The organism is Streptomyces sp. NPDC107522 (assembly GCF_055657525.1).
Genome location: NZ_JBVKAU010000009.1, coordinates 164,513 through 191,406, shown reverse-complemented (window position 1 = coordinate 191,406; position 26,894 = coordinate 164,513). Strand labels below are relative to the sequence as shown.

The 26,894-nt window shown below is 70.8% G+C and carries 22 protein-coding genes and 3 pseudogenes; 10 read left to right on the top strand and 15 right to left on the bottom strand.

Annotated features, from left to right (window positions below):
- Window positions 1-69 precede the first annotated feature (69 nt).
- The 4 genes from ACZ7L6_RS27685 to ACZ7L6_RS27670 all read right to left on the bottom strand — a co-directional run bounded on the left by ACZ7L6_RS27685 (window position 70) and on the right by ACZ7L6_RS27670 (window position 5,875).
- A complete protein-coding gene (locus ACZ7L6_RS27685) occupies window positions 70-711 on the bottom strand; it encodes a superoxide dismutase (protein ID WP_471928396.1) in 642 nt (213 codons plus the stop codon).
- An 85-nt stretch (window positions 712-796) separates the two neighbouring features.
- Complete coding sequence (locus tag ACZ7L6_RS27680) at window positions 797-1,963, bottom strand: MFS transporter (protein ID WP_471928394.1); 1,167 nt, start codon at window positions 1,961-1,963, stop codon at window positions 797-799.
- Between the two features lie 753 nt (window positions 1,964-2,716).
- Window positions 2,717-5,656 (bottom strand): S8 family peptidase, encoded by a 2,940-nt coding sequence (locus ACZ7L6_RS27675; RefSeq protein WP_471928392.1) that lies wholly within the window; start codon window positions 5,654-5,656, stop codon window positions 2,717-2,719.
- The gene (locus ACZ7L6_RS27670) at window positions 5,657-5,875 is read right to left on the bottom strand and encodes a hypothetical protein (RefSeq protein WP_471928390.1); all 219 of its coding nucleotides are present in this window, start codon (window positions 5,873-5,875) and stop codon (window positions 5,657-5,659) included.
- Window positions 5,876-5,958: 83 nt separating this feature from the next.
- Between ACZ7L6_RS27670 and ACZ7L6_RS27665 the strand changes: the two genes are divergently transcribed.
- Window positions 5,959-6,501 carry a hypothetical protein gene (locus tag ACZ7L6_RS27665; RefSeq protein ID WP_471928388.1) on the top strand — a complete coding sequence of 181 codons (543 nt, stop codon included), beginning with the start codon at window positions 5,959-5,961 and terminating at the stop codon, window positions 6,499-6,501.
- Window positions 6,502-6,983: 482 nt separating this feature from the next.
- Window positions 6,984-7,148, top strand: a complete 165-nt coding sequence (locus ACZ7L6_RS27660) for a hypothetical protein (protein WP_471928386.1) — start codon at window positions 6,984-6,986, stop codon at window positions 7,146-7,148.
- A gap of 85 nt (window positions 7,149-7,233) precedes the next feature.
- On the opposite strand, the pseudogene ACZ7L6_RS27655 reads toward ACZ7L6_RS27660, so the two are convergent.
- A pseudogene (locus tag ACZ7L6_RS27655) lies at window positions 7,234-7,608 on the bottom strand (MmyB family transcriptional regulator); the annotation flags it as partial.
- 33 nt (window positions 7,609-7,641) lie between these two features.
- On the opposite strand from ACZ7L6_RS27655, the pseudogene ACZ7L6_RS27650 reads away from it, so the two are divergent.
- Window positions 7,642-7,743 (top strand): annotated as a pseudogene (locus ACZ7L6_RS27650) (SDR family oxidoreductase); the annotation flags it as partial.
- Window positions 7,744-7,812: 69 nt separating this feature from the next.
- Here ACZ7L6_RS27650 and ACZ7L6_RS27645 read toward each other — a convergent pair.
- The 7 genes from ACZ7L6_RS27645 to ACZ7L6_RS27615 form a co-directional block, all read right to left on the bottom strand.
- Window positions 7,813-8,556: an SDR family NAD(P)-dependent oxidoreductase gene (locus tag ACZ7L6_RS27645; RefSeq protein WP_471928384.1), complete on the bottom strand. Its 744-nt coding sequence runs from the start codon at window positions 8,554-8,556 to the stop codon at window positions 7,813-7,815.
- Entirely contained in the window at window positions 8,553-9,524 is a 972-nt protein-coding gene (locus ACZ7L6_RS27640) for a fumarylacetoacetate hydrolase family protein (RefSeq protein ID WP_471928382.1), read from the bottom strand. The genes ACZ7L6_RS27645 and ACZ7L6_RS27640 overlap by 4 nt, the downstream gene beginning before the upstream one ends.
- Before the next feature lie 120 nt (window positions 9,525-9,644).
- Window positions 9,645-10,583: a VOC family protein gene (locus ACZ7L6_RS27635; RefSeq protein ID WP_471928380.1), complete on the bottom strand. Its 939-nt coding sequence runs from the start codon at window positions 10,581-10,583 to the stop codon at window positions 9,645-9,647.
- Window positions 10,584-10,595: 12 nt separating this feature from the next.
- Complete coding sequence (locus ACZ7L6_RS27630) at window positions 10,596-11,594, bottom strand: amidohydrolase family protein (RefSeq protein ID WP_471928378.1); 999 nt, start codon at window positions 11,592-11,594, stop codon at window positions 10,596-10,598.
- Complete coding sequence (locus ACZ7L6_RS27625) at window positions 11,591-12,721, bottom strand: FAD-dependent oxidoreductase (protein ID WP_471928376.1); 1,131 nt, start codon at window positions 12,719-12,721, stop codon at window positions 11,591-11,593. Before ACZ7L6_RS27625 ends, ACZ7L6_RS27630 begins: the two co-directional genes overlap by 4 nt.
- 177 nt (window positions 12,722-12,898) lie before the next feature.
- Complete coding sequence (locus ACZ7L6_RS27620; RefSeq protein WP_471928374.1) at window positions 12,899-13,861, bottom strand: cyclase family protein; 963 nt, start codon at window positions 13,859-13,861, stop codon at window positions 12,899-12,901.
- Entirely contained in the window at window positions 13,858-14,841 is a 984-nt protein-coding gene (locus tag ACZ7L6_RS27615) for a fumarylacetoacetate hydrolase family protein (protein WP_471928372.1), read from the bottom strand. Before ACZ7L6_RS27615 ends, ACZ7L6_RS27620 begins: the two co-directional genes overlap by 4 nt.
- 120 nt (window positions 14,842-14,961) lie before the next feature.
- Here ACZ7L6_RS27615 and ACZ7L6_RS27610 point away from each other — a divergent pair, with 120 nt between their 5' ends.
- Both ACZ7L6_RS27610 and ACZ7L6_RS27605 read left to right on the top strand, forming a co-directional pair.
- Window positions 14,962-15,903, top strand: coding sequence for a LysR family transcriptional regulator (locus tag ACZ7L6_RS27610; protein ID WP_471928370.1), 942 nt, complete (start codon window positions 14,962-14,964; stop codon window positions 15,901-15,903).
- Window positions 15,904-16,001: 98 nt separating this feature from the next.
- Window positions 16,002-16,994, top strand: coding sequence for an immunity 49 family protein (locus tag ACZ7L6_RS27605; protein WP_471928368.1), 993 nt, complete (start codon window positions 16,002-16,004; stop codon window positions 16,992-16,994).
- A 294-nt stretch (window positions 16,995-17,288) separates the two neighbouring features.
- On the opposite strand, the gene ACZ7L6_RS27600 is transcribed toward ACZ7L6_RS27605, so the two are convergent.
- Window positions 17,289-18,560: an MFS transporter gene (locus tag ACZ7L6_RS27600; protein WP_471928366.1), complete on the bottom strand. Its 1,272-nt coding sequence runs from the start codon at window positions 18,558-18,560 to the stop codon at window positions 17,289-17,291.
- Window positions 18,561-18,999: 439 nt separating this feature from the next.
- Window positions 19,000-21,123, bottom strand: coding sequence for an amylo-alpha-1,6-glucosidase (locus ACZ7L6_RS27595; RefSeq protein WP_471928364.1), 2,124 nt, complete (start codon window positions 21,121-21,123; stop codon window positions 19,000-19,002).
- Between the two features lie 127 nt (window positions 21,124-21,250).
- Here ACZ7L6_RS27595 and ACZ7L6_RS27590 point away from each other — a divergent pair, with 127 nt between their 5' ends.
- From ACZ7L6_RS27590 to ACZ7L6_RS27570, 5 genes are all read left to right on the top strand, one after another.
- Window positions 21,251-22,315 (top strand): LacI family DNA-binding transcriptional regulator, encoded by a 1,065-nt coding sequence (locus ACZ7L6_RS27590; protein WP_471928362.1) that lies wholly within the window; start codon window positions 21,251-21,253, stop codon window positions 22,313-22,315.
- A gap of 137 nt (window positions 22,316-22,452) precedes the next feature.
- The gene (locus ACZ7L6_RS27585) at window positions 22,453-23,697 is read left to right on the top strand and encodes a sugar ABC transporter substrate-binding protein (RefSeq protein WP_471928360.1); all 1,245 of its coding nucleotides are present in this window, start codon (window positions 22,453-22,455) and stop codon (window positions 23,695-23,697) included.
- Between the two features lie 201 nt (window positions 23,698-23,898).
- A complete protein-coding gene (locus ACZ7L6_RS27580; RefSeq protein WP_471928590.1) occupies window positions 23,899-24,885 on the top strand; it encodes a carbohydrate ABC transporter permease in 987 nt (328 codons plus the stop codon).
- Window positions 24,882-25,784, top strand: coding sequence for a carbohydrate ABC transporter permease (locus tag ACZ7L6_RS27575; protein ID WP_471928358.1), 903 nt, complete (start codon window positions 24,882-24,884; stop codon window positions 25,782-25,784). The genes ACZ7L6_RS27580 and ACZ7L6_RS27575 overlap by 4 nt, the downstream gene beginning before the upstream one ends.
- A 106-nt stretch (window positions 25,785-25,890) precedes the next feature.
- Window positions 25,891-26,163 (top strand): HIT family protein, encoded by a 273-nt coding sequence (locus ACZ7L6_RS27570; RefSeq protein WP_471928356.1) that lies wholly within the window; start codon window positions 25,891-25,893, stop codon window positions 26,161-26,163.
- A 149-nt stretch (window positions 26,164-26,312) separates the two neighbouring features.
- Here the strand turns inward: ACZ7L6_RS27570 and ACZ7L6_RS27565 are convergent.
- Window positions 26,313-26,471, bottom strand: a pseudogene (locus tag ACZ7L6_RS27565) (alkaline phosphatase family protein); the annotation flags it as partial.
- Window positions 26,472-26,894: the final 423 nt, after the last annotated feature.

Here is a 26,894-nt window from a genome sequence, read left to right as displayed (position 1 = left end):
GTGCCGCCTGCAAGTGAAGGTTGAGAAGACGATCACTGGCAGGACGTCTGGGCGGATGCGGTCACCGCTTCACGGCGCGAGCAGCAGGCTGTCGCCGCGCTCCTTGGCGGCGGCGTAGCGCTTGGCCACGTCCTGCCAGTTGACGACCTGCCACATGCCCTCGATGAAGTCGACCTTCTGGTTGCGGTACTGCAGGTAGAAGGCGTGCTCCCAGGCGTCGAAGACCAGGATCGGGGTCGAGCCCTGGCCGACGTTGCCCTGATGGTCGTAGACCTGCTCGACGATGAGGCGACCGCTCAACGGCTCGTACGCCAGCACGCCCCAGCCCGAACCCTGGGTCGTCGCCGACGCCTTGGACAGCTGCGCCTTGAAGTGGGCGAAGGACCCGAAGGACTCGGCGATCGCGTCCGCCAGCTCGCCCACGCCGTCCTTCTCCAGCGGCTCGCCGCCGCCGTCGCCGGTCATGTTGTGCCAGTAGATCGAGTGCAGGATGTGCCCGGAGAGATGGAAGGCCAGATTCTTCTCCAGACCGTTGATCGAGCCCCACGACTCCTTGTCCCGCGCCTCGGCGAGCTGCTCCAACGCGTCGTTCGCGCCCTTCACGTATGCCGCGTGGTGCTTGTCGTGGTGCAGCTCGATGATCTCCGGGCTGATGACCGGCGCGAGCGCCGAGTAGTCGTACGGAAGCTCCGGGAGCGTGTAAACCGCCATGTCCAACGTCCTCCGACGTTATTGCGAATGATGTGCAGCTGCACGCTAACAGCAAGAGTGATGCCTTTTCGATCAGGCCTTGGACCTAGGACCTCGCGGCCCGGGGCTTGAGGAAGGCCAGGGGTGCGGCCACGGCGGTGGCCACGGCCATCACCCCGGCGGTGACGGTGACGTCGCCGGTGAACAGGCTGCTCGCGACACCGGTGAAGAGGGTGACCAGCAGCGCCCGGCCGCTCATGTTCAGCGAGGACGCCGCTCCCTGCAGTTCGGGGAAGACCTGGAGGGACCGGCCGAAGACGACGGGGTAGACGGCGGCGAAGCCGACGCAGAACGCGGCCAGCGACAGGGTGGTGGACACCGGGCCGTCACCGAGGGCGAGCAACAGCACGACCCCGATCACCGTCGCGGCGATGCCGCACGCCACGGTGCGTCCGGGTCCGCCGAGGAGGGTCATGAGCCTCGCGGCGAAGAGGCTGGTGACGGCGAACGACGCGACGATGACCAGCAGATTGCCCGCGAAGGCGAGCGTGGACAGGCCGAAGGTGTCCGTGTACAGGAACGAGCCGGCGGCGATGAACACCATGTACGCCGCGAACAGCAGGCTGGGTACGAGCGACGCGGCGACGAACTCCTTGCTGCCCAGCAGCCGTCGGTAGTCGCCCGCCACCTGCCGGACGCCGACCTTGACCCGTTCGGCCCGGGTCTCGGGCAGGAACAGCGCCATCAGCAGCAGCGACACCAGGGTGATGCCGAAGACCACCGCGTAGTTGCTGCGCCAGCCGATCGTGCGGTTGACCAGGCCGCCGAGGGCCGGGGCCGCCGTCATGAAGGTGGACATGGCGGCGTTGGTCAGCCCGAACATCCTGAGCAGCTCGGTGCCCTCGTAGACGTCCGCGATGATCACGAACACGAGCACGACGGATGTGCTGGCGCCGACACCCTGCACGAACCGGGACGCCAGCAGGAACTCGATGGTCGGCGCGATGGCGCAGCCCAGCGCGCCGGCCAGCATGACGGTGTTTCCGGCCAGCATGACGCCGCGCCGGCCGAACCGGTCGGACAGCGGCCCGTAGGCGAGGGCACCCAGGCAGTAGCCGAAGAAGTTGTAGGTGAAGGTCAGTTGGACCGACGACTCGGACGCGTCCAGCGCCCGTGCGATGTCGGGGAAGCTGGGCACGGACATGTCCAGCTCGACGATGGTGCCGATCAGCGCCACGACGAGCAGCGCAGGCAGAAATCTCTTGTTGTTCATGGCCTCGTGAGGGAAGGGCCGGGGCGCAGGCGGGCGCCGGGTCCGCGCGAGGGCGCGACGGGCCGCGGGCATGCCGGATACCGGCCGGATGAGAAGAGGTGGGCACGTGGAACCGCGCCGTGCCTGGCGGCAGAGCTCGCGGCAAGGCTCAGCGGTGCGTGGTGAGTCTTCGAATCAGCGGCCACCAGGTGGCCTGTGCGTTGCGCGGCCTGCGGCCTGCTCGCTCACCACCCGTGGCGCGTGACGCCGACTGCAACGTGTCCCCTTCTGCGTTCCCCGATACGAGGTCGACCGTCGATACGACGTTGACCGTCGCTGTGAGATGGGTCGTCGCGCATCGTAACCACAGCGTCGTCGGTCGCGACAACGGGTTTCTTACGACCAGGCGGATCCGGTCCTCGGCCGCCAACTGCGCCGCCAGTTCGAAGTCCTGTGCGCCGCCTCGACCCGTGCCGTGTGGATCAGCTGCGGATCAGCCCCAACTCCCCCGCCCGTACTCGGCTTGGAACCGTGAGGCCGCCTCCAGGCCGGCGAGCAGCTCCGCGACCCGGCGGCGGTAGGTGCGCAGCGACATGCCCAGTTCCCGTGCGGCTGCCTCGTCGGTGGCGCCGGAGCACAGGGCGCGCAGGACCTTGGCGGCCTGCTCATCGATGCGGGGCCGTCTCGGATCGAGGAAGGTGGCCAGGTCGGTCGCGCTTGCCCAAGCGGCTTCGAACAGCGCGTACGCTCCCGGGCAGCGTGAGGCACCAGGGGTTACGGGGTGGTGAGGTAGGCGCGTTCGATCGTCTGGACGAGCGTGTTGCCGTTGCGGTCCGTCAGTTCGGCGCGCAGGGAGACCGAGCCCGCCTTCGCCGGGTGCTTCAGCGACAGGTGCGTGCCACCGACGGCCCTGGCGGGCTGCCAGGTGGCGCCGTCGTCGTACGACACCTGGAAGGCGAGCTTCGCGGGTCGCTGCCCGGCCGCCGCGCCCTCGACGGTGAAGGGAACCTTGAAGCGCTGGCCCGCCTTCGCCGTGCTGGCCAGGGTCAGGTCGGGGCTGAAGCGGACCGTCGACAGCGGCAGCGCGGCGAAGTCGCCCTCGGGGGTCCGGGCGGAGCGGAAGGTCCACTCCGCGCGGACGCGGGTGCTGACGGCGTACACGGCCGGGTCGCGGGAGTTGTCCACGGTCAGCGTGTACGCGGTGTCCTCGGCGGGAACCGTGTACTCGGTGACGCCGTCGGTCGGCGGGATGCCGTACTCGTCGGAGATCTCCTTGCCGTCCGCCTCCAGCCTGGTCGTCACGGAGGTCGTGTCGCTGGTGCCCCAGTGCCCGCCGCCGTCACCGAACAGCGGCAGATACGCCCGGAGGGTGTTGCCGGAGCGGCCGGCGCCGGGGAAGCCCCTGGCCGGTCCGGGGGAGTCGGGGCCGCCAAAGGCCGGGCCGAAGACGCCGACACCGAACCGCTCCCGGTAGCTGTGGCCCGCCTTCCAGGTCTGGTCCATCCTCATCAGGAAGTTCTCGAAGACCGACTCCCGGCCCTCGCCCGAGACCTGCCAGGTGCGCACCGACCACTTCACGCCGTTGTCGAGGATGTACTCGGTGCTCCGGAACGGGAGATCACCCCGCATGTCGGTGAAACCGCGCACCAGGTCGCCGTCCGGCAGGTGCGGGCTCACCTCCGCCTGGACGCGCCGGCCGTCGACCGCCTCGCCCACCTGCAGGTCGACCTTCGCCAACTGCCTGCGCTCGACCCGCGCGGTGAAGCCGTCCAGGCTGCCCTTCCGGTACCAGGCGGCGTGGTAGTTGACCGGCCTGCCGTCCCCGGCCTTCGCGGTCCAGTTGCCGGAGTACAGGGCGGTCAGCCTCTCCACGGCCTCCCCGCCGCCGAGCCGCCCGAACCGCGAGCCCTCGAAGGTGGGCATCAGGTACTGGAGGGAGCCGTCGCTCAGCCCCTCGCCCCGCCCGAAGCCGATCGCGACCGTGGCGTCGGTGTTCTCGGCCGCCGGGTCCGGCACGGTGATGTCCACCGGCTTCGCCCGCCGGGCGTCGACGGTGACCGTCTTGTCGCCGTCCAGCCGGAACTTCGGCTCCAGCAGGACGGCGTGGGCCAGGGACGAGGTCTGCGGGTGGATCACACCGCTGAGGATGTAGTCGCCCTTGGGCAGCCGTACCGTCAGCTCGCCGTCCTGCTCGTCGGCGCACTCGGCGTAGAGGTCGCTGTAGAGGCCGGCGACCGCGGTCGCGGCGTCGCCGGTCGGCCGGCCGTCCTCGTCGATGTGCTTCAGCGTCAGGCTGTACGACTCCACTTCGCGCGCCACGCCGACGGCGGACCGCACCTGGACCTTGCCGTCGGCGGAGGTCGCCTGCACCGAGCCGCCGAAGCTGCCGTCGGCGCCGCCCGCGCGGGTGTCCGCGGTGACCTCGGCGCTCGCCGTGCCGCCCGCCGGGACGGTGATCCGCTGCGGTGAGACGCTGAACATGCCTTCGGCGGCGGGCTTTCCGGCCACCGTGTAGGCGTCGACGGACAGGTCCAGGGTGACCGGCTCGGTGCCGAGGTTGCGGTACGTGAGCTGCTTGGTGGACGGCTTGTCGTCGGCGTGCGGCCACTGCTGCTCACCGAAGTCGAGCGGACCCTGCTCGGTGACGACGCTCTGCTCCAGCGCCCGGACCAGGTCCGTACGTCCGGTGCCCTGCTGGAAGGAGCTGTACGTCCCCGGCTTGGCGGAACCGGTGAGGACCGCCTTGAGGCGCTCGCCGCTCCAGTCGGGGTGCTGTTGGGCGAGGAGGGCGGCGGCGCCCGCGACGTGCGGGGTCGCCATGGACGTACCGTCGAGGGTGGCGTAGCCGGGGACGCCGGAGGGGTACTCGCTCTCGACGAGAGAGCCGGCCGCCGCCGCGGCGGTGATCTCGACACCGGGCGCGGTCAGGTCGGGCTTGACCCCGCTGTCCCCGACGCGCGGACCGCGGCTGGAGAAGTCGGCGAGGGCGTCGGACTTGTCGACGGCGCCGACGGTGAGCGCGGCGTCCGCGCTGCCGGGCGAGCCGACCGTGCCCTCGCCGGACTCGCCCTCGTTGCCCGCCGCGACGACGAAGAGCGTGTCGGAGGCGGCGGAGAGCCGGTCGACCGCCTCCTCCATCGGGTCGGTGCCGGGCAGGTCGGTGCCGCCGAGGCTGAGGTTGACGACGTCCGCGCCCTGGGCCACCGCCCACTCCATGCCGGCGATGATCCCGGAGTCCGAGCCGGAGCCGGTGTCGTCCAGGACCTTGCCGTTGAGGATCTTCGCGCCCGGCGCCACGCCCTTGAACCTGCCGTCCGACTTGGCGCCGGTGCCGGCCACGGTGGACGCCACGTGCGTGCCGTGGCCGAACTTGTCGCCGGGGCCGTCGGAGCCCGAGAAGTCCTTCTCCTCGACCACCTGGGACGCGAGGTCCGGGTGGCCGGTGTCGACTCCGGTGTCCAGGACCGCGACCTTGACCCCGGTGCCGTCGTACCCGGCGGCCCAGGCCGTCGGCGCGCCGATCTGCGGGACGCTCTTGTCGAGGGAGGCCTTGCGGCGGCCGTCCAGCCAGACCTTCTCGACGGCCCCGGATCCGGCGGCGGTGACGGTGTCCCAGAAGTCGGCCGTCCGCTTCTTGACGGACCGCATCGACTTGCCGTTGACCACGGGCAGCGCACGGCCCATCCGGGCCCCGGCCGCGGTGAACGGGCTCATCTAGGGCGTCTTCTTGCCCTTGAACGTGACGATCAGCGGGACGTCGGAGCGGCCCGCGTCGTCGTAGCCATCCTTGATCAGCTGGGTCACGTCGAACAGCCGCGTGTCCAACTTGCGCTGGGCCAGCAGCAGTTCGGCGTCACCGGGGACGACCCGGGTGTGTCCGGCGACCTCCCGGATCGAGAAGGGTATGTCCTTCCGGCCCGGGGCCCGCTCCACCCCGGAGACCCGGCCGTCGCCGTCGACCAGGACGCGGTCGCCGGTGACCAGCGTGACCGTGAGTCACCCGAGGAGGGCAGGTCATGAATGCCGTCCGCGCTCTCGCACTGCTGGCTTCCCTCTTCGCGCTCTCGTCCTGCGAGATCCCCGCGACCGGGGTGGTGGAGGCCGGTGGCCCCGCGAGCGGGATCCCCCCGATCACACAGGTCTACTTCGTCCACGGTGACACCCTCGTCGCGGTCCCGCGCTCGACCGCCCACCCCACGGACGCCGGGGCGGCGCTGCAGTTGCTGATGCGCGGACCGACGTCCGCCGAAGCCGGCAAGGGCCTCACCACCGAAATGCCCGCACCGCCGACCTCCGCACCGCTCCCGCCGCCCACCGCCGACGAGTTCGGAGACCGCCCGTCGGACGCCCCCACCGTGACCGCCAACGGCGACACACTCTCGGTGGAACTCCCCTCCGGAATGCGGGCGTTGACGCGCACAGCCACCCGGCAGCTGACCTGCACGGCCGCCGCCGCACACCACCTCGGCAGGCCCTCGGCCGACCCGGTGAGGGTCCGGGTCACGAGCGAGAGCGGGTGGCACACCGAGGGGTCCGACGAGGACTGCCCCGAACCGTGAGCGAGCCCGGGCCCGCTCACTGGGTTGGGTTCGCTGCCCCATCTCCCCGGGCGGTGGACATCCAGGAGCGCCGGGCACAAAGGGCCCAGCTGCGCAGGTCGACCGGTGGCTGCTCTTCGCCGGGCGCCCGGCCCGGCCTCCGGCAGACGGATCGAGGCTGCTCGTGGGCGGTGCGGGCGCATCGGCGCGACACACGTCCCGGACATCGCGCGGGTAGGCGACAACGCCATCGCTGCCGCCGACCTGGAATCCATCCTCCGCCCCGGTGACGTGGTACTCGTCGAATGGTCCCGCGTCGGTCAGCTCTGCAGATCGCCCAGGCGCTCACCGGACAGGCCTCGCGGCCTGCGAGCCGACTATGACCTGCTGGGTGCTGTGACCCGCGAAGATCCTCCGCGCGACGACTCAGGTGACGCTGCCGGCGCCCGTGACGACGGCGAAGACGATGTAGGCGGCGGAGACCGGGCCCCCCAGCGCAGAGCGTGCCGGGCACCTTCCTGCCCGACCTGGAGGACATACAGCGCGTCTGGGCCGACCGCGCCGTGGAGCAGTTGGCCGAGAAGGCGTCCACGCACGGCAGTCGACTGTTGCTGGAGCCGCAGTCCCTTGCCCATACCTCGCTGCCTCCTCGTGGGCCCTGCTGCTGAGGCGGTTCAGGAGTTCACGGACGACAGTCCGGTCTTCGTCGCCGCAAGGGTACGTCGAGGTTGGCGGTGTACGGGGTGCCCCGGCCTACGCGTTCTCGGTTGGGATAGTCGGCCTGTTCGCGTGCTTCTGCGTATCGGCCCAGGTCGCCAGCAGGGTGAGACCGTCCGCGCTGGGCGTGCCGGGATCTGCGGTGTAGGTGGTGATGGAGACGTGCGGGTCGCCGTGCAGCGCGAAGTCGTCGTAGGCGAGGTCCATCCTGCCGACGGCCGGGTGGTGGACGACCTTGCGTCCGCGCGAGTGGCGGCGCACGTCGTGCTTGGCCCAGCGGGTGCTGAAATCGGTGCTGCGGGCGGAGAGCTCGCCGATGAGTTCGGTCACCTGCTGGTCCAGCGGGTCGCGTCCGGCGGTCGCGCGGAGTACCGCGACCAGCTGGTTCTTCGCCTCGTCGATGTCGGCGTAGAAATCCTGGGCACGCGGGTCGAGGAACGGAGGGCGGACGAGGTCGCAGCGGCCGTCCTGTGGCTGTGCAGCCCCGGCGCCGGCTTCGTCACCGCAACAGCTCTCCCCGTCGATGGTGGCTTCACCGCCCACTGACTCTCGGCAACCGCCCACGAAGCACTCGCACTTACCTTGTCCATGAAACGAAGGACCCTTCCGTCCCTGCTAGTTGCGTACGGCGTCCGAGATCGGCTTGGCGCCGCCGTGTGCGGTGAGTCCGCCGTCCACGGGAATCTCCGCGCCGGTGATGAAGGACGCGTCGTCGGAGAGGAGGAAGGTGACGAGCGGGGTGATGTCGTCGACGGTGCCGGTGCGGCCGAGCGGTGTCCCGCTGAGGTTGGCCTCGCGGAAGGCGGGTGCGGCGGAGGCAGTCATCTCGGTCTCGATGTAGCCGGGGTGGATGGTGTTCAGGCGGATGCCACGTGGTCCCAGTTCCATGGCGGCGGTGGCCGACAGGCCCCGCAGCGCCCACTTGCTCGCCGTGTACGCCACCGGGTAGTGGCCGGTCAGCGCCGCCGACGAGCCGACGTTCACGATCGATGCCCCGGGGCGCATCAGCGGTGCCAGGTACTGGATGCCGAGCAGCGGTCCGGTGACGTTGACGGCGTGGACGCGGGCCATGTCCTCGGGGCGTACGTCGTCGAGGCGGGCGCGCCAGGTGATGCCGGCGTTGTTGACCAGGCCGTGCACCTGGCCGTACGACTCCCCCAGTTCGGCGGCGAGTCGGGCCCAGTCCTGCTCGCTGGTCACGTCGAGCCTGCGGCATCCCGGGGCGTCGACGGCATCGGTGGCGATCACCTGGGCGCCCTCGCGGGTCAGCGCCTCGGCCTCGGCGGCGCCCTGGCCGCGGGCCGCGCCGGTGACGACCACGACCTTGCCGAGCAGCCTCTTGGTGTACGGAGCGGTCATGGCCGCTCCCGGCTGCGGCGGCGGCCCGTCGGCAGCGGCACCGGTGCCGCGCCCGGGACGACGGTGTTGGACACGGAACCGATGCCCTCCACGGTGAGCGTCACCGTGTCGCCGGGCTTCAGCGGCGGCGGATCCTGTCTGCCGCGCACACCCCACAGCTCGGCCAGGCAGCCGCCGTTGCCGCAGGTGCCGGAACCGAGCACGTCTCCCGGGCGTACCCAGGTGCCGCGGGAGGCGTAGGCGGCCATCTCCTCGAAGGTCCAGCTCATGTTGGACAGCAGGTCCTTGCCGACGACCTCGCCGTTCACGGAAGCGGTGAGCGCCAGCCGCAGGAAGCCGTCGGCGTCGCGGTACGGCTCCAGTTCGTCGGCGGTGACCAGGTACGGGCCGAGGGTGGTGGCGGTGTCCTTGCCCTTGCAGGGGCCGAGGCCGACCTTCATCTCGGCGGACTGCAGGTCGCGGGCGGACCAGTCGTTGAAGACCGTGTAGCCGACGATGTGGTCCCGGGCCTGCTCGGGGGTGAGGTCGCGGCCTTCGCGGCCGATCACGGCGGCGACTTCGAGTTCGAAGTCGAGTACGGCCGACCCCGGCGGCATCGGGATGTCGTCGTGCGGGCCGTACACCGCGTAGGGGTTGGTGAAGTAGAAGGTCGGCGCCGCGTACCACCGCTCGGGCACGCCGGCGGTGCCGTCCACGGAGCGCCGTACGCCTTCGACGTGCTCCTCGAAGGTGACGAAGTCCCGCACGGTGGGCGGCTGCAGCGGCGGCAGCAGCCGTACGTCCGAGACGTGCGGGCCGGCCGGGACGTCGAGCATCGCCGCGCCCGTGTCGAGCAGTTGGGGCAGGCCGTCGCCGTCGGCGAGGAGCCCGGCCAGGGAACGTACTCCGGGAAGTGGGTAGAGCGTGCCGTCCTCTTCGACGACGGCCACGTGGCGTCGGTTGCGGTACTCGTACGCGGCGAAACGCATGGGGGGTCCTGTCGACGGGAGGACGGCGGAAGGAGCACAGGGGAACGAGGCCGGGGGCGCGGCGGGGAGTCAGGGCGTGACAGGGCTGCCGCACCCCCGGTGACCGGGGGTGCTTGCGGATCAGACCGGCGGGGCTACGAACACGCCTCGGTCGACGTCGTTGAAGGACTCCTTGGTGACCAGCTCGTTCATGGGATTGGCGGTGCCCCACTGGTCGGTGACCTCGGGCTGGGAGAAGTCGTAGACGTGCGGGTGCCAGGTGTCCTCGTCCAGCAGCTCCAACTCCGTGGTGTATTCGACGGTGTTGCCGTGCGGGTCGAGGAAGTACGTGAAGGTGTTGTCGCCCGCCATGTGCCGGCCCGGCCCCCAGATCTTCCTGAAGCCGGCCCGCATCACCCGGCCGGAGCCGCGCATGTACTCGTCGATGCCGCGCATCTCGAAGGAGATGTGGTGCAGGGAGGTGTGCGGGCCCTTGGCGATGGCCATGGAGTGGTGCTGGTTGCTGATCCGCATGAAGTGCATGACGTCACCGATGTGCGGATGGCCGAGCGTGTCGGACAGCCGGAAGCCGAGGTGCTCCTCGTACCACGCCTTGGTCTTGTCCAGGTCCGGTGAGTTCAGCACGACGTGCGACAGCTTGACCGGGATCGACTCCTTCTCCTCGATCTTGCGGTGCTGCCGGACCTCGACGTCGGCGGACACCTCGATGGTGCGCCCGTCGACGTCGAAGAAGCGGAAGCCGTAGCCGCCGCCGGGGGTGTCCACCTTGCCCGGCTGCGATATCAACTGCACGCCTGCTACGGAGAGTTGCTCGGCGAGCGTGTCCACGTCGGCCGCGTTCGCCACCCCGTAGGAGACCAGGTCCAGGCGCTTCTCGTCGGCCTTGCGCAGCCGTACGACGTACTGCTCGGGACTGCCCTCGGCGGCCAGGAACGAGATGCCGGAGTCCTCGGCGACCTTGGTCAGGCCCCAGACGCCGGCGTAGAAGTCGAGCTGCTTGTCGTAGTCGGGCACGGCGAGGTCGACGTGCCGCAGGTGGGTGAGCAGGCGGTTGGACATGTGGGGCCCTCCTCAGGCGAGGTTGAGCAACGCGGCGGCGTTCGCACCGCGTACGGCGTGGAAGTCGGGGTCGGGCAGCCGGGCGGCGCGCAGGGCGGCGAGCGGGTCCTCGGTGCCCATGTCGAAGGCGTAGTCGGAGCCGAGCAGCACCCGGTCCGCGCCCGCGGTCCGGACGAGCTCGCGCAGCACGTGCGGGTCGTGGACGAGGGAATCGAAGTACAGGCGCTTGAGGTAGCTGCTGGGCAGGTGGGCGCAGTCGGCGCCCGCGTCGGAGCGGGTCGACCAGGCGTGGTCGGAGCGGCCGATGTGGGTGGGCAGGTAGCCGCCACCGTGCGCCGCGATCAGCTTCAGCGACGGGTGCCGGTCCAGCACGCCGGAGAAGATCAGGTGCGACAGCGCGACCGCGTTCTCCACCGGCTGGCCGACCGTGTTGGACAGGTACCACTGGTCCAGGCGCTCGTCGAGCGTGCAGCCGAAGGGGTGCAGGAAGAGGATCGCGCCCCTCTCCTCGGCGCGGGACCAGAAGGGCTCGTACGCCGGATCGGACAGCTCGCGGCCGGGGGCGTGGCTGGAGATCTCGACTCCCGACAGGCCCTGCTCCAGGGCGTGTTCGAGGGCGCGCACGGCCTGCTGCGGATGCTGCAGGGGCACGAGCCCGAGGCCGTGGAGCCGTCCGGGAGCCTGGGCGCAGTGGGCGGCCGTCGCCTCGTTGGCGAGCCGGTAGACCTTCTCGGCCGTCTCCTCGTCCGCCCAGTAGTGGTAGTGCGAGGGGGACGGGCTGACCAGCTGCACGTCGACGCCCTGCGCGTCCATGGCGGCCAGCCGTGCGCCGACGTCGGTCATCCTGGGGGCGCGCTCGCGGACCATGGGGCCGCTGACGGCGAGGGCCGCGGGACCGTTGCGGCGGGCGTCGAGGGCCCTGGCCCCGGCCAGTCCCGGCAGGTCCGCCACCAGGGCGTCGACTTCGGGCAGCAGGACGTGGGCGTGCACATCCACGGTGGGGGATGTCACGGCAGCTCCTTCAGCATGCTCATGGTGCGACCGATCAGCCCGGGGACGTCCGCGTCGCGCACGCCGTCCAGCTGCCACTGGCCGATCTGCACGGACGCCTCGACGACGGTCCGCACCCGGGGGACGCGGCGCTCGTAGTAGGCCCGGAACAGCTCGTCGTCCCAGTCCCGTCCGCTCGTGAGCAGCTCGGCGAGGACTAGGGCGTCTTCCAGGGACATGGCCGCGCCCTGGGCGATGGTGGGCGGGCAGCAGTGCGCGGCGTCGCCGACGAGGACGACCCGGCCGCGGTGCCACGAGCCCTCGACCAGCATCCGGTTGAACCAGGTGTAGTTGACCTTCGTCGGGTCGGTGATGTGCTTGGTGATCTCCGGCCAGGCGCCGCCGTACTCCTGCGCCAGGCGGCGCATCTCGTCGGCGTGGTCGGCGGGGTCGATGGAGGCACGCTCGCGGCATCCCTCGACGACGAACGCGTAGAGGGTGGTCTCGCTGGTCGGGGTGTAGCCGGCGATGTAGGCCGAGCCGCCGTAGGCGAGGTCGCTGCGCTCCACGCCCGCGGGGCGCGGGGCCGCGATGCGCCAGATGGCCATGCCGGTCGGCTCGGGTTTCTCGGTGATGCCGATGGCGGCGCGGGTGGCGGAGTTGAGGCCGTCGGCGGCGATCACCACGTCGTAGCGGCCGTCGGTGCCGTCGCTGAAGCGCACCGAGACGCCGTCGGCATCCTGTTCCAGGGCCTCGGCGGTGGTGCCCAGGCGCACGGTGGCGCCGGAGGCGCGGACCGTGTCGATGAGGATCTGCTGGAGCTGGGGGCGCTGCATGCCGAGAGTGGCGGGCAGGTCGTCACCGCCGGTCTTGATGTCCTCGGCGACGTGCAGCACGGTGCCGTCGGGGGTGGTGATGCCCAGTGTGCCGAAGGGGAATCCGGAGGCCTCCACCTGCTCCCACACACCCAGTTCGCGCAGGACCCGCAGGGCGTTGCCCTGGAGGGTGATGCCGGAGCCGGTGGTGGCGTTCCAGTCGGGCCTGGCCTCGATCAGGTCGACGGCGATGCCGGCGCGGCGCAGCAGGATGGTCACGGCGTTGCCTGAGGCACCGCCGCCGATGACCAGGACTCGGCGATTGGTTGCCATGTCGGGGATTCCTCCCGAGGTTGGGCCGCGCGGCTTCGGGCGGCGGGGGTGCGGCTCGCCCGCCGCGAGGACGGGCCAGGGGGCTCTGCTGAGTCACCCGTCAGCGGGTGGAGCGGTGGGCGTGGGCCGGATGCGTCGCTGCTGTCCCGTAAGGACCCATCCGGCCTGCTCTGCGGGCTACTTGACGGCGATCGGGTTGACCGGGGAGCCGACCGCTCCGGTGATGGGCAGCGGGGCGGCGGTGAGCCAGAACTCGTACACGCCGTCGGTCGCGCAGTCGGCGGCGAGCGTGTCGAGGTCCCACATCTCGCCGATCAGCAGTCCCATGTTGGGGATGACGACCTGGTGCAGCGGCTGGAAGGCGTGCTCGAACTCGTTCGGCCGGACCTCGAAGCCCCAGGTGTCGGTGGCGATCGCGGCGATCTCGCTGCGGTGCAGCCACCCGGCCGTGGTGAACGACAGCCCCGGCGCGGGCCCGCCCGCGTAGTCGCCCCAGCCGTCGCGCTTGGCGCGGGCGAGCTGACCGGTGCGTACGAGGACGATGTCGCCGCGGTCCACGATCACGTCATGGGCCTCGGCAGTGGCGATGAGGTGTTCCTCGGTGATGGCGAAGCCATCGGACAACTCACCGTCCCGGCCGATCACTTGGCCCACGTCCAGCAGCACTCCCCGCCCGGCGACATACGGCGCCATGTGCTCGATGCCGGTGACGAGGTCGCCGTCGGAGGTGACCACCTTGTCGGCGCGACGCCCGTTCCAGGCGAACCCGTGGTCGAAGATGTGCCCGAGCCCGTCCCACTGGGTGGAGCACTGCAGCGGCATCGCGATCACGTCGTCGGCGCCGCCGATGCCGTGCGGGAAGCCCTGGTTGCCCAGGGCCGCGTCCGTGCCGGTGTCGAGCATGGTGTGCACGGGGTTGGTCCGGCGCCGCCAGCCCTTCTGCGGCCCGTTCATGTCGAACCGCTGCGACAGCGAGAAACTCACGCCCCGCCGCACCAGCGCGGCACCCTCCCGGCGCTTGGCCTCGTCGAGGAAGTTGAGCGTGCCGAGCACGTCGTCCGCGCCCCAGCGCCCCCAGTTGGAATACGCCTTGGCGGCCTCGGCGATCGCGCCCTCGGGGTCGTGCCGGTTCGGGCTCATCGCGGCGTCTCCGCCACACAGCGGGTGCGCTGTACGCCCAGCCCGGTGATCGACCCCTCCATGACATCCCCGTCGCGCAGCAGTCGCCCCCAGTGGATGCCGTTGCCGGCCGGGCTGCCGGTGAGCACCAGGTCGCCGGGCAGCAGCCGGGCGGTCTGCGAGATGTACGACACCAGGCGGGCTGTCCCGAAGAGCATGTCCTCGGTGGACTCGTCCTGCATGGTCTCGCCGTTGAGCTTCAGCGTGACCCGCAGGTCACCCGGGTCCGCGATCGACGCGGCCGGGACGATCCAGGGTCCCAGCGGCGTGAAACCGGGGGCGTTCTTGCTGCGCAGCCAGTCGGTGCCGATGGCCTTCATGTCCCGGCGGAAGACGGTGGCGCGGTCGGTGAGGTCGTTGGCGATGGTGTACCCGGCGACGTACGCCATGGCCTCCTCGACGGACACCCGGTAGGCGGGCTTGGCGATGACGGCCGCCAACTCCAGCTCCCAGTCCGGCTGTTGCGCCCACGAGGGGAGTACGACGTCGTCGTACGGGCCGGTGAGGGCGGTGGGCAGGCCAATGAACACATACGGCAGGTCCTCGGCGGCCCGGCGGTCCATGACCGCGGCGATCTCGGCGCGTGCCTCCTCGACCGTGCGGGGGTCGTCGGGGGCACGGTGAGCGACCTCCAGGTCGATGACGTGCTGCCGGTAGTTGGCACCGGAGTGGAAGATCTGCCGGGGCTCGACCGGGGCATGCACTCGCAGGCCCTCCAGCGGCTGCCACTCCAGGGCGTCCTCGTCCGCGAGGGTGCGCAGGACGGGGAGGGCGTCCTCCCACCGTTCGAGCACGGAACGCACGTCGGCCGGCTCCCAGGCCAGGGCCTGGCTCAGGTCCAGCACCCGGTCCCGGACCACGAGGCCGGGGAACGGGCTCCCGTCCGGTGCGGAGAGCGTGCCGAGCGCGAACGGGCCGGCGGGTTGCGCGAGCGTTGCCATGAGATTTCCTCCCGCTGAGTTGCGGTCTACTCTGACCTGGATCATCCGATCGCGGAAATGAATCCTGTGGATGAGCCACATCCACACGGTGAATGCCTCTCGCCTGCCAGGTGGTGCCCGGTGAACCTGTCCCGACTCGACCTCAATCTGGTCGTCGCCCTGCGCGCGCTGCTGGAAGAACGCAACGTCACGCGGGCCGGCGAACGCATCGGACTGAGCCAGCCGGCGATGAGCGCGGCGCTGTCCCGGCTGCGCCGCCACTTCGACGACGAACTGCTCGCCCGGACCGGCAACTCCTACGAACTGACGCCGCTCGGCGTCGCGTTGCGGGACCGCAGCGCGACCGCCTGCGACCTGCTGGAGCGCGTCTTCGCCAGCCAGGCCGACTTCGACCCGGCCGCCGAGTCCCGCGAGTTCACGCTGCTCGCCTCCGACTACGGCGCGGCCGTGTTCGGCGCCGCCCTGGCCCGCGCCGTCCACCACGAGGCGCCCGGCATCCGGTTCACCTTCCAGCACCCGGCGCCCGGGGTCGTGGAGAACACGGCGACCACGCTGAGCACCGTGGACGGACTGCTGATGCCGCACGGCATCATCGACGGCTTCCCCGCCGTCGAGCTCTACAGCGACCGGTGGCTGTGCCTGATCGCCGACGACCACCCCGAGGTCGGCGACACCCTCACCCTCGACCACCTGGCCCGGCTGCCCTGGGCCGTCTACCAGCGCCCCTACGACGCCCCGGCCGCCCGCCAGCTGAGCATGCTCGGCATCAGTCCCCAGGTGGAGGTCTCCGTGCAGACGTTCCAGCTGCTGCCGCACATGGTCGAGGGCACCCGCCGGATCGCCATGCTCCAGGAACGCCTGGCCCGCAGGGCGGTCCGCTCCGCCGCGGTACGCGTCCTGCCCTGCCCCTTCGAGGCCGTCCCCGTACAGGAGGCCCTGTGGTGGCACCCCGTACACACCCAGGACGCGGCCCACATCTGGCTGCGGCACAAGGCCGCGGAGGTGGGGGCGACGCTGACGGGCAACGGCAATGGCGACCTCGTCACGGGGGCGCGGGGCTGAGTGGAATGCGGTCGCACCGGGTGGACGCGAACGGTGCTGTCAGTGCCCGTTGATAACGTGCTTCGTCCGGTCGTGGAGTTCATGAAGGGACGGGCTACGTGCGGAATGTGCCATGTCATCAGGTCGGCGAGCAGCGGTTGGCCGAGGCGCTCGACGACATCGACGGGCGGGCCTACACGCGGTGGCACTCGCTGCGGTACGGCAGCATCTCGCCGACGCTGATCCGGGCCATGGCGGCCGAACTGCTCGACCATGTCGCCGCGCGAACGGTGACGGAGCCGGGGCTCGACGCTGCGGCCGGCACGGTCGCCGTCACCGCCGCGGAGTGTGTGCACGGAGTGCTGAGCATCATGTGCTTCCCGGACGGGGACCAGGAACTCCGGTTCCCCCTCGTCGGGGAGCGGATCAGCACGGACCCGGACGACGACGAGTTCGGGGACGGGCCCATCACCTTCCGGGACGTCGTCCAGGAGGCGCCCACCGCGCGGACCTGGCTCGACATGTTCGAGATATGTGTCGTCAGCGGGCATGTGTGGGACTGGGAGCGGGTCACCGGGCTGCTGCTGCGCGGCGACTACGCGCCCGCCATCCGTGACGGCGTGCCCTACAACCGGTACACCTCCGTCTCCTACCCCGCCGACCTCGCCGCCATGGACGCCCTGTGCCCCTATCTCACCGAGGCGGCCGGGCATCTGCCCCGCGACTGGCCCACGGTTCCGCTGCGCAAGCCGGACGCCGAAGAGCGCGCGGAGGCCGCCCGACGGCTCGACGAGGTCGGCGACGCGCTGAGCGCGGACCAGCGGCTGCTCCGCGTACTCCTCGACGACGACCAGCACGCCTTCGAGGACGCCCTCGTCGCCCGGCTGGTCGCATACCGGGAGAGCGTCGAGGCCGATGCCGGTGATCCCGCGCCCCGGTCCCTCCTCCCCCTCGGCACCCTCGCCCTGGCCTGCCTCGCCGTCCAGGTCCACGGGTGGGAACTCGGTGTCCGGTCCGGGTATCTGCCGTACGGTCTGCTGGGATCGCCGGACGCGCCGCGCCGGGCGGCGGAGGGGAACCGGAACACCTTGGGCTGCTGGGCCGCCAAGTAGGCCACCCGGGATGCGGAAGCGGGCCTGGCCCGACATCCAGGACATCGTCGTGGAGACGGACTCGTCCCCACCGAGGCAGCGCGTACGTCGGTGCGACAGCCAAGGACGGAAGACCACCCTGCCCCACGTCGGCGTACGCCCTCTGCCGGATCTCCACGCCCTGCGCCCCCGGTAGCCGCGGCGACGCCGAGCCTCAGTCCGTGTCTTTCGCGATGATCCGAAAGACACGGCCCAGCCACGATGCGTGCGGCCGCGCGCCGGCGCATCGTGGCGGTCCCGGTGGAGCGTGTGCCGTCAGGCCACCTGTTCCGGCAGCGGCCGGGGATCGACGGCGCCGGCGCGGCGGCGGGCCGCCAGGAGACCCGCCGCGACGAGGCCGGCGGCCAGCCCCAGCACGCCCACCGCACCGGCGAGGCTGCCGACCGCCGATTCCACGGCCAGCAGTACGAGCGGGCAGACGAACTCGCCGCCGAAGAAGGCCGCCATCCACAGCCCGGTGCCGCGGCCGCGGTCCTCGAACGCCAACCGGGACATCGCGCTGGTGAGGAGGGCGGGCAGCAGCATGCCCGTACCCACACAGTTGATCACCGCTCCTACGACCAGCAACGGAGCGTTGCCCGCCAGGAACATCACCCCGAAGCCGACCGCGCAGAGCGCGAGAACGGCGGGCAGCATGGGGGCCGGGGAGCGCCCCAGCCGGGCGAAGGTGACCGCTCCGCCGACGGTGGCGGCGCTGGCGATCGCGGTGGCCAGGCCGATGACGCCGGAGTTCTCCACGCCGAGGTCGTCGAGCAGGTACGACATCTCCACCGGGACGGTGTAGAACACCATCGCCCCGAAGAAGGTGAGGGCGCAGATGCCCGCCAACCGCCGCCAGGGGAAGGCCCGGCGGGTCTCCGCCTCGGCCGGGGTCTCGTCGGTGGTCGTGCGGGTAGCCGGGTTGGGCAGAGCGGTGGCCATCAGCGGGGCGAGCACCAGGCTCACGGCGTAGACCCAGAAGGGCACACGCCAGCCCGCCGAGCCGGCGGCACCGCCGATCGCGAAGAAGACGGTGGCCGACGCGGAGGCGCACATCGTCTGCAGCGCGAGGTACTTCACCCGCCGGTGACCGGAGTAGTAGTCGCCGATCAGCGTGGTGCAGCACGTCATGATCGCGGCCTCGGTGACACCGACCAGCGCACGGCCGGCGATGATGGCGCCCAGGGAGTCCAGATAGAGCGGGGCCGTTCCGAACACGGCGTACAGCACGGTGGCCACGATCAGCAGCCGCTTGCGGCCCAGCCGGTCCACGATCACCCCGGCGAACGGGGCCAGCAGCGCCAGTGCCAGCGCCGGGACGGTCAGCGCGAGGGGAACCAGCGCCTTGGCACCCGGGGTCGACTCGAAGTGGTCCTGCATCTTCGGCAGCACCGGAGCGATCAGCACCGCCCCCAGGATCGGCAGACAGCTGCCGGCCATCAGCAGCGTCACCCGCAGCAGATGCGCCGCGCCCGAGACGGCGACAGACGACGCGGCGACATCATCGGCCGCGGTGGCAGGCGGCGTTGGCGAAACGGAACCGGGCATGGCGACTCCAGGGGACGGCGTACGGAAGCAGGCATGCCTGTCACGGGCGCCGACGGCGCACGGCATGCCGAGGATGGCCGCACGTCGGCCGCTGGTCCGGACAGCGGCGTGCGGTAGGGACGACTATGGGCGGCCCGGGTCCCCGCTGCCATCCCCTGAGCGATCCGAATCGCGTATCCAGCTCATCCATGCCATGAATGGCCCCTGGAGAAGCCACTGATGACATCAACTGCCCTTCCGGTAGCGCAGGCGGCGGTGCCCCGACCCGGACCGACCAGGCCGAGGGACACTGCTCGCCGACCACGGGAGTCGCGGGCCGCCGAGCGATCAGCGGCCCGGCAGCCGCAGGACACGCCGGTAGGCGAGAACGGCCAGGCGGCGGGCCTGCCGCAATGCGCACGGAAGGCGCGGCTGGCCAGGATGGCTCAGCGGCGTGGCATCAGCGTGTGATCACGGTCAGCCCTTCCGGCGCGACGACGTTCACTGTTCCGTCGGCCGTGACGGTGACGTCCAGCCGACTCCCGCCGACTTGGAGTCCTGTCACGGTGAGCGGTGCGTACGCCGAGGCGAAACCGGGCGTCACGGTGACCGTTCCGGCGGGGACGTCCGCGTGGAGGCCGAGGGCGGCCTGGAGCACGAGGACCGAGGAGGTGGCCGCCCAGGCCTGGGGTCGGCAGGAGGCCGGGTACGGGGCGGGCCACGGGCTGTCCTGACTGCCGTGGCCGGCGAAGAGTTCGGGCAGGCGGGCGTCGAAGGCGGCCGAGGCGGTCAGCAGTCCCTGGGCCAGGGATGCGGCCGCGTCCGGGAAGCCGGCCCTGACCAGGCCGTGTACGGCGATGGCGGTGTCGTGGGGCCAGATGGAACCTGTGTGGTAGCCGTAGGGGTTGAAGCCGACCGAGTCGCTGCTCAGCGTGCGCAGGCCGTGGCCCGCGTCGAGGTCGGGGCCACTGAGCCGGGCGGCCAGCAGTGCGCTTTCCTCCTCGTTGAGCAGTCCCGTGCCGAGGAGGTGGCCGAAGCCCGAGGTCACCGCGTCAGCCGGCCGGCCGTCGCGGTCGAGGGCGACGGCCGGGTAGGGGCCGCGTTCGTCCTCCACCCAGAAGTGCTTGCGGAACCGGTCGGCCAGTTGCTCGGCCCACTCCTCCCACTGGTCGGCCCCCGGGCGGCCGAACGCCCGCAGCAGCGCTGCCCCGCCGCGTGCCGCCTCGTAGGCGTACGCCTGGACTTCGCACAGCGCGATCGGCGGGGTGGCGAGGCGGCCGTCGCGGTGGCGGATGGAGTCGCCCGAGTCCTTCCAGCCCTGGTTGGCCAGGCCGTGGGCGCTGTGGTCGCTGTACTTGAGGAAGCCGTCGGCGCTCGCGTCCGCCTGGTTGCGCATCCAGGCGAGGGCCGACTCGGCGTGCGGCAGCAGCAGTTCGACCTCCCCGGAGGACAGGCCCCAGCGCCAGGCGTCGTGGAGGAGGGTGATCCACAGGGAGGTGGCGTCGACGGTGCCGTAGTACACCGGTGGGAGGGAGAAGGGGTCGGCGCTCTGGAGGGTGCCGCGGCGTACCTCGTGCAGGATCTTGCCCGGCTGTTCCTCGAGGGTCGGGTCGGTCACGGCGCCCTGGCGGCGGGCGAGCGTGCGCAGGGTGCCGGCGGCGAGGTCGGTGCCGAGCGGGAGGAGCATGCGGGCGGCCCAGAGCGAGTCGCGGCCGAAGAGGGTCAGGAACCAGGGGGCGCCGGCGGCCAGGAACTGGTCCGGGCGATCCGGGTCGGGGGACTGCGGGTCGGTCAGGCGCAGACGGTCCAGGTCGGCCAGTGACTGCTCCAGCCAGCGGTCGAGACCGCGGTCCGCGCTGCGAACCACAGGGACACGCCAGGGGAGTCGGTCAGCGGGCGGGGCCGGGAACTGGTCGCCGTCCGCGTAGGCCGCGGTGCAGTTCAGTGTCATGCTCCATGAGGCACCGGGCCGGAGGGCGATGTCGTACGACAGTTGCCCCGTCGGCAGCTGAAGGGCGTCCGGCGCGGGTTCGCTGACCAGGCTGACGACGAAGTCGCCGCCGGTCCAGGACAGACCGACGCCGTCGGCGTCCACGGCCTGCGGCGGTACTGCCGCCAGGGCCTGCCCGGACTTGACCTGCTGCATGGTGGCGAGGTCCGTGCCGACGGTCACCGTGAGCCGGAGGTGGACGTGCTCGGTGCCCGCGTTGGTGATCTCGACGACCTCCTCCATCCGGCCGGCCTCCGTGCGGCGGCGCCGGTGCAGGGCGACCGCGGGGTCCGCCGTCACCTCGCCGAGGCCCCGCAGGATCGCGCGGAAGTCCGCCCGATGTGCGCCCCGCAATCCGCCTTGGACCTGTGCCAGGGGGATGCCCTCAGCCGCGACCGTCAGCCGGGACAGGGCCCTGCGGTCGCCGTGGTAGAAGCCGTCCGCTCCCCCGCTGAGCTGCCCACTTGCCTGTGAGATCACCAGGCTCGGCGCGCACAGGGTGACGACGGCGTCGTGCAGGAACGGCTGCAGACCGCCCGCCGCGGTGGCGGGCGCCGTGACCGCACCGCCGGGGTCCTGAGTCTTGACATTCATGTCCAAGGGAGTAGAACCTCTCAGTGTTTTAGCGTTCCAAGGACAGTAAGTCCCTCGCCAAAGCCTTGGCAACGACTTTGGAACGCTAAAACTGAATCCAAAACTCATCTGCAAGCCGGAGAGCCGCATGCCTCGCTCCAGCAAGAACCCCTCGGTCAAGGGCGGCCCGGTGACCCTCGCTACGGTCGCCGCCCGCGCCGGGGTCTCCGCGCAGACCGTGTCGAACGCGATCAACTCGCCGGACATGCTGCGGCCCGAGACCCTGGAGCGAGTCCGCCGTGCGATCGACGAGACGGGTTACCGCCCCAGCCGCGCCGCGCAGACACTGCGCAGCGGTTCCAGCAAGCTGATCGGCTACGGCATCCAGCCCACCCCGCCCGGCGCCGCGGGTGCGGTCATGGACCGCTTCCTGCACGCCCTGTCGCAGGCCGTCGACGAGGCCGGGTACCGGATCCTGCTGTTCGCCTCCCCGCCCGACGGCCCGAGCCTGAAGGGCTACGAGGAACTGCTGGCCCAGCACGAGGTCGACGGCTTCGTGCTCAGCGGTACCGACCGCAGCGACCCGCGCCAGGCGTGGCTGGCCAAGCGGGGCGTGCCGTTCGTCGGGTTCGGCCGGATGTGGTCGGGGCGGCAGATCGGTGACTGGGTCGACGTCGACGGCGCCTCGGGTACGGATGCCGCGGTCGAGCACCTGGTCGCCCAGGGGCATCGCAAGATCGCCTTCCTGGGCTGGGAACGTGGCTCCTCCGGCGCCGGTGACGACCGTGCGGAGGGCTGGCTTCGAGCGATGAAGCGGCACGGGCTGCCCACCCGGGGGCGGCGCGGGCAGAGCGTGAACGACATCGACGCGGCCCGCGCCGCCGTGAAGCCGCTCCTGGACGCCGGCGCGACCGCTGTGATCGCGGCCAGCGACATGCTGGCGCTCGGCTGCTATCAGACGCTGCGCGAGCGCGGCGCGCTGCCCGGCCGTGACGTCGCCGTGGTCGGCTTCGACGATTCACCGACCGCCGAGATCCTCTCCCCCGCCCTGACATCTCTCGCCCAGCCGCTGGAAGAAGTCGGTCGCGAGTGCGTACGGCTGCTGCTGGCGCGTATCGCCACCCCCGACGCACCGCCCGAGCGGCTTCTGCTGCAGCCGTCCCTGGTCATCCGCGACAGCAGCACCGCATCAACGTCCATCGCCGGCGAGTAGGCACCCGCAGCCCCCGCCACCCCGGGTCCCCTCACCCCGAAACGTTCCGCCCTCCTCCACCCCCACACCCCGGGCCCACGATCCCTGCGTGGCTCGGGTGGAGCCGCCCTGCACCACCCCGCACCCCGGAGGAATCCATGGTCAACCGTACGGCCGCCGCAGCCCTCATCACCTGCGCGGCACTCCTCTCCGCCACCGGCTGCTCGTCGAGTTTCGGCAACGACAAGAAGACCACGCAGGACACCAGCTCCAAGCAGCACCTCACCGTGCTGATTGCCTCCTCGGGCGACGCGGAGACCAAGGCCGTCAAGGAGGCGGCGGCGGCCTGGGCCGAGCAGTCCGGCAACTCGGTGACCGTGGACGTCGCCAAGGACATGAACCAGCAGCTCGGTCAGGCCTTTGCCGGGCACAAGCCGCCGGACGCCTTCTATGTCGACGCCGGCCAGTTCGCCAACTACGCCAAGGGCGGCTCCCTTTACCCCTACGGCGACCAGATCAAGGACGCGGACGACTTCTCCGCCCAGCTGCGCGCCTCGTTCACCCACGACGGCAAGCTGGTCTGTCTGCCCAAGGACACCTCCACCCTCGCCCTGGCGATCAACACCGACCTGTGGAAGAAGGCCGGGCTGACCGCGAAGGACTACCCGACCACCTGGGCCCGGCTGAAGACGGTCGCCGCGAAGCTGACCAAGGGTGACGTCACGGGTTTGGTCATCAACGGCGAGTACGCGCGTATAGGCGTCTTCATGAGACAGGCCGGCGGCTGGATCACCAACGCCGACCAGACGAAGATGACCGCCGACAGCACGCAGAACACCCAGGCTCTCGACTATGTGCGGTCGCTGCTGAAGTCCGGCTCCCTGAAGTACGCCAACCAGGTCGACACCAACTGGGGCGGCGAGGCCCTCGGCAAGGGCAAGGCCGCCATGACCATCGAGGGCAACTGGCTCACCGGCGGCATGAAGGCCGACTACCCGGGCGTGAAGTACACGGTGGTCCCGCTGCCCGCCGGCCCGGCCGGCAAGGGGACCCTCGCCTTCAGCCAGTGCTGGGGCGTCGCCCAGGAGAGCGCCCACCGGGCAGCCGCCGTGGACCTGGTGAAGTACCTGACCGGCAGCGCGCAGATGCTGAAGAACGCGGACCGGTTCGGCGTGATGCCCTCCCGGAGCAGCGCCCTCGCCGAGTACGCGAAGAAGTACCCGTCCGCCAAGGCGTGGGCCGACGCGACCACCTACGCGCAGGGTCCGGTGACCGTCGCGGGCTTCGACAAGGTGCTCACCCAGTTCAACACCGACCTCGCCGGGCTGGCCACCGGCGATCCGAAGAAGATCCTCGCCGACCTGCAGCGCAACGGCGAACCGGCTCTCACGACGGGCGAGTGAGCAGCCATGTTCTCGCGTACGTCACAGACCCCTCGCCCGGCCGCGCGTTCCCGCGCGGGCGTGGGTTCCCGTACGGCCGTCTCGCCGGGCGCACCTGACGCGCCCGGCGGGGGCGGCCCGGCCGCGGCGCCCCGCGCCAAGCCCGCCCCGCGCGTGGGGCGCCGCGCCGAAGGTGCCTGGGGCTGGCTGTTCGTCAGCCCCATGGTGATCGTCCTCGGTCTGTTCCTCGTCCTGCCGACCCTGATGGCGCTGTGGGTGAGCCTGCTCAACTGGGACGGCCAGTCCAACCCCTTCAGCGGCCAGGCGGACTTCGTCGGCCTCGACAACTACCGGTCTCTGCTCACCCAGGACGGCCTCGACCGCACCCTCTTCGCGACCTCCCTGCGCAACAACTTCTACTACGTCCTGCTGACGGTGCCGCTGCAGACGATCCTCGCGCTGACGCTGGCGATCATCGTCAACCAGCGGATGCTGCGCGGCCGTAGCGCCCTGCGCACCGCGTTCTTCTTCCCCTCGGTCACCAGCTCGATCGCCGTCTCCACGATCTTCCTGTTCCTGTTCCAGGGCAGCGGCGCCGTCAACACCGTGCTGTCCTGGATCGGGGTGAAGGGGCCGAACTGGTTCACCGACTCCCGCGGCGTGCTCTCCCTCGTCCTCGGCGGCCTCGGCATCGTGGACACCGACCACCCCACCGGCGCCCTCGCCGACCGCTCCTTCATGGGACTGTCCTGGTTCGAGTGGCTGTCCGGGCCGTCCGTCGCGATGTGCACGATCATCCTGCTCGCCGTGTGGACGACCTCCGGCACCTTCATGCTGATCTTCCTCGCCGCCCTCCAAGGCATCCCGCGCGAACTGGAGGAGGCCGCCGCCATCGAGGGCGTCAGCCGCTTCCAGATGCTGCGGTATGTGACCCTGCCCGCGCTGCGGCCGGTGCTCTTCCTCGTCCTCACCCTCGGCCTGATCGGCACCTGGCAGGTCTTCGACCAGGTGTACGTGATGAGTCAGGGCGCCCCCGGCAACACCACCCTCACCCCGGCCTTCCTGTCGTACTCCTCCGCCTTCGGCGACGCCGACTTCGGGCAGGGCGCGGCCATCGCGTTCCTCCTGCTCACGCTGATCCTCACCATGACCGCCGTCCAACGCTTCCTCTTCCGGGAGCGCACCCCCCGCACCCGGAGGACCCGATGAGCGCCAAGTCCCCGGCCACCGCCCGGGCACAGGGACGTCCCGTCCTGGGCCGCTTCCCCCTTTCGCTGCGCATCCTCGGCTACACGGCGGTGGCCGCGCTCGGCCTGCTCTACCTCATGCCGTTCGTGATCCAGCTGGTCACCGGCTTCAAGACCGACCCCGACGCGGCCGCCCACCCCCTGGGCCTGCTCCCCACCACCCCGACAACGGCCGCCTACCAGCGCCTGTTCGGAGCCGGCCAAGCCGACGACGGAGTCCCGTTCCCGCGCTGGCTCGGCAACTCCGCCTTCGTCGCCGTCGTCGTCACCGCCGCACGCGTCCTGTTCGACGCGATGGCCGGCTACGCGCTGGCCCGACTCCGCTTCCCCGGCCGCACGCTGCTGTTCGGCTTCATCCTCGCCGTCATGGCGGTGCCCGGGGTGGCGCTGCTGATCCCCAGGTTCCTGGTCCTCAACACCTTCGGCCTCTTCGACACCTACACCGGCATGATCCTGCCGCTGATGGTGGACGCGGCCGGCATCTTCATCATGAAGCAGTTCTTCGAGTCGATCCCCCGGGAAGTGGAGGAGGCCGCCCGCGTCGACGGCGCCGGTGTCTTCCGCACCTTCTGGTCCGTCGTCCTGCCCATGGCCCGCCCCGCCCTGCTCACCCTGACCATCCTGTCCTTCCAGGGCTCGTGGAACGAGTTCACCCACTTCCTCGTGGCCACCCAGTCCAGCCAGTACGAAACCCTCACCACCGGCCTCGCCCGCCTCGTCTCCGGCGGCCTGGGCGGCGGCACCCAGTACCCCTTGAAACTCGCCGCAGCCCTGCTGGCCACACTGCCCGTCGCCGCGCTGTTCTTCTGCTTCCAGCGCTACTTCGTCCAGGGCGCCAATGCCGGAGCCGTCAAGGAGTAACCCCCGGGGTCCCTGGAGCGCCGGGCTGCTCACAGGCCCTGCCGGCAAGGCTTCGCGGTTCGGGTGGCTGTCACAAGCCGAGAGCACCCCGATGAGAGGAGTGCAGGTGTCAACCGACCGGCAGCCCATGGGCCTTGAGGCATATACGGCTCGTGCACGAAGCGGGCTGTGTTTCGTCTGCGCGTTCTTGGCCGGGCATCCGGACTACCCACAGGAGACGGTCTTCGAGGACCAGGACCACATCGCGTTCCTCGATCGATGGCCCACCGTGCGGGGGAAAGTGCTCGTCGCGCCGAAGGCGCACATCGAGCACGTGGTCCGCGACCTGGACGAAGGCCGGCCGGCGTCCCCTACGAGCAGCAGCAGTTCCACGCCCTGATGACCGAGCACGGCGTCTTGTCCGTGCCACCGCAGGAAGCAGCCGAGATGGCCTCCCGCCTCCGCGAGGCCGTTGCCGCCCGGGGCGTCCCTCGCATGAAGGACGTACGCCGGCATCGCCGCGAACGCACCGAGTGAGGGCCAGTGGAGTCAGGCGAGACCGGCGAGCTTCAGCAGCAGCGGTTTCACGTCCGTGGCCCGGATCGGACCTGTGACGGCTCCGGGCGTGGAGCACAGGATGAGTGGGCCGTCGTTCGGGTCGTCGGGGAGGCGGCCGTGGCTGCCTCGGACAGGTGACGGATCCAGGGGCGCGGGCGTCGTCGAGCCGGCGCCGCTGATCATCCCCGAACCTGCAAACTCCGCAGGCTCCTTCATGGACTTTTCTTCACAGTCACCCAGTTCCCTCTGGACCCGAGCTCGATCCTGGTGCACACTCCGGCTGGCATGGATGCTCGAATATGCTCGAAACTGCCGCCTATCACTCAACTTTATCCACGATTGCGAGTTGAGGACAAAGCTATGCGCGAAAGCACGATCAATGTGATCGCGGTCTGCGCGGCCGGTGCACGGTCCCTCCGCGTCTGGACCTGCGGATTCAATCAGCACAACCAGAGCTGGGCGCTGCCCGCTTGATACGTCCCCGTCGGCATCAACGGCTTCATCGGCAACTGCACCGTCCAGGCAATACAGGCCTACCTGACGAGAGGACCGCCATGAACCCCGTCCGCCCGT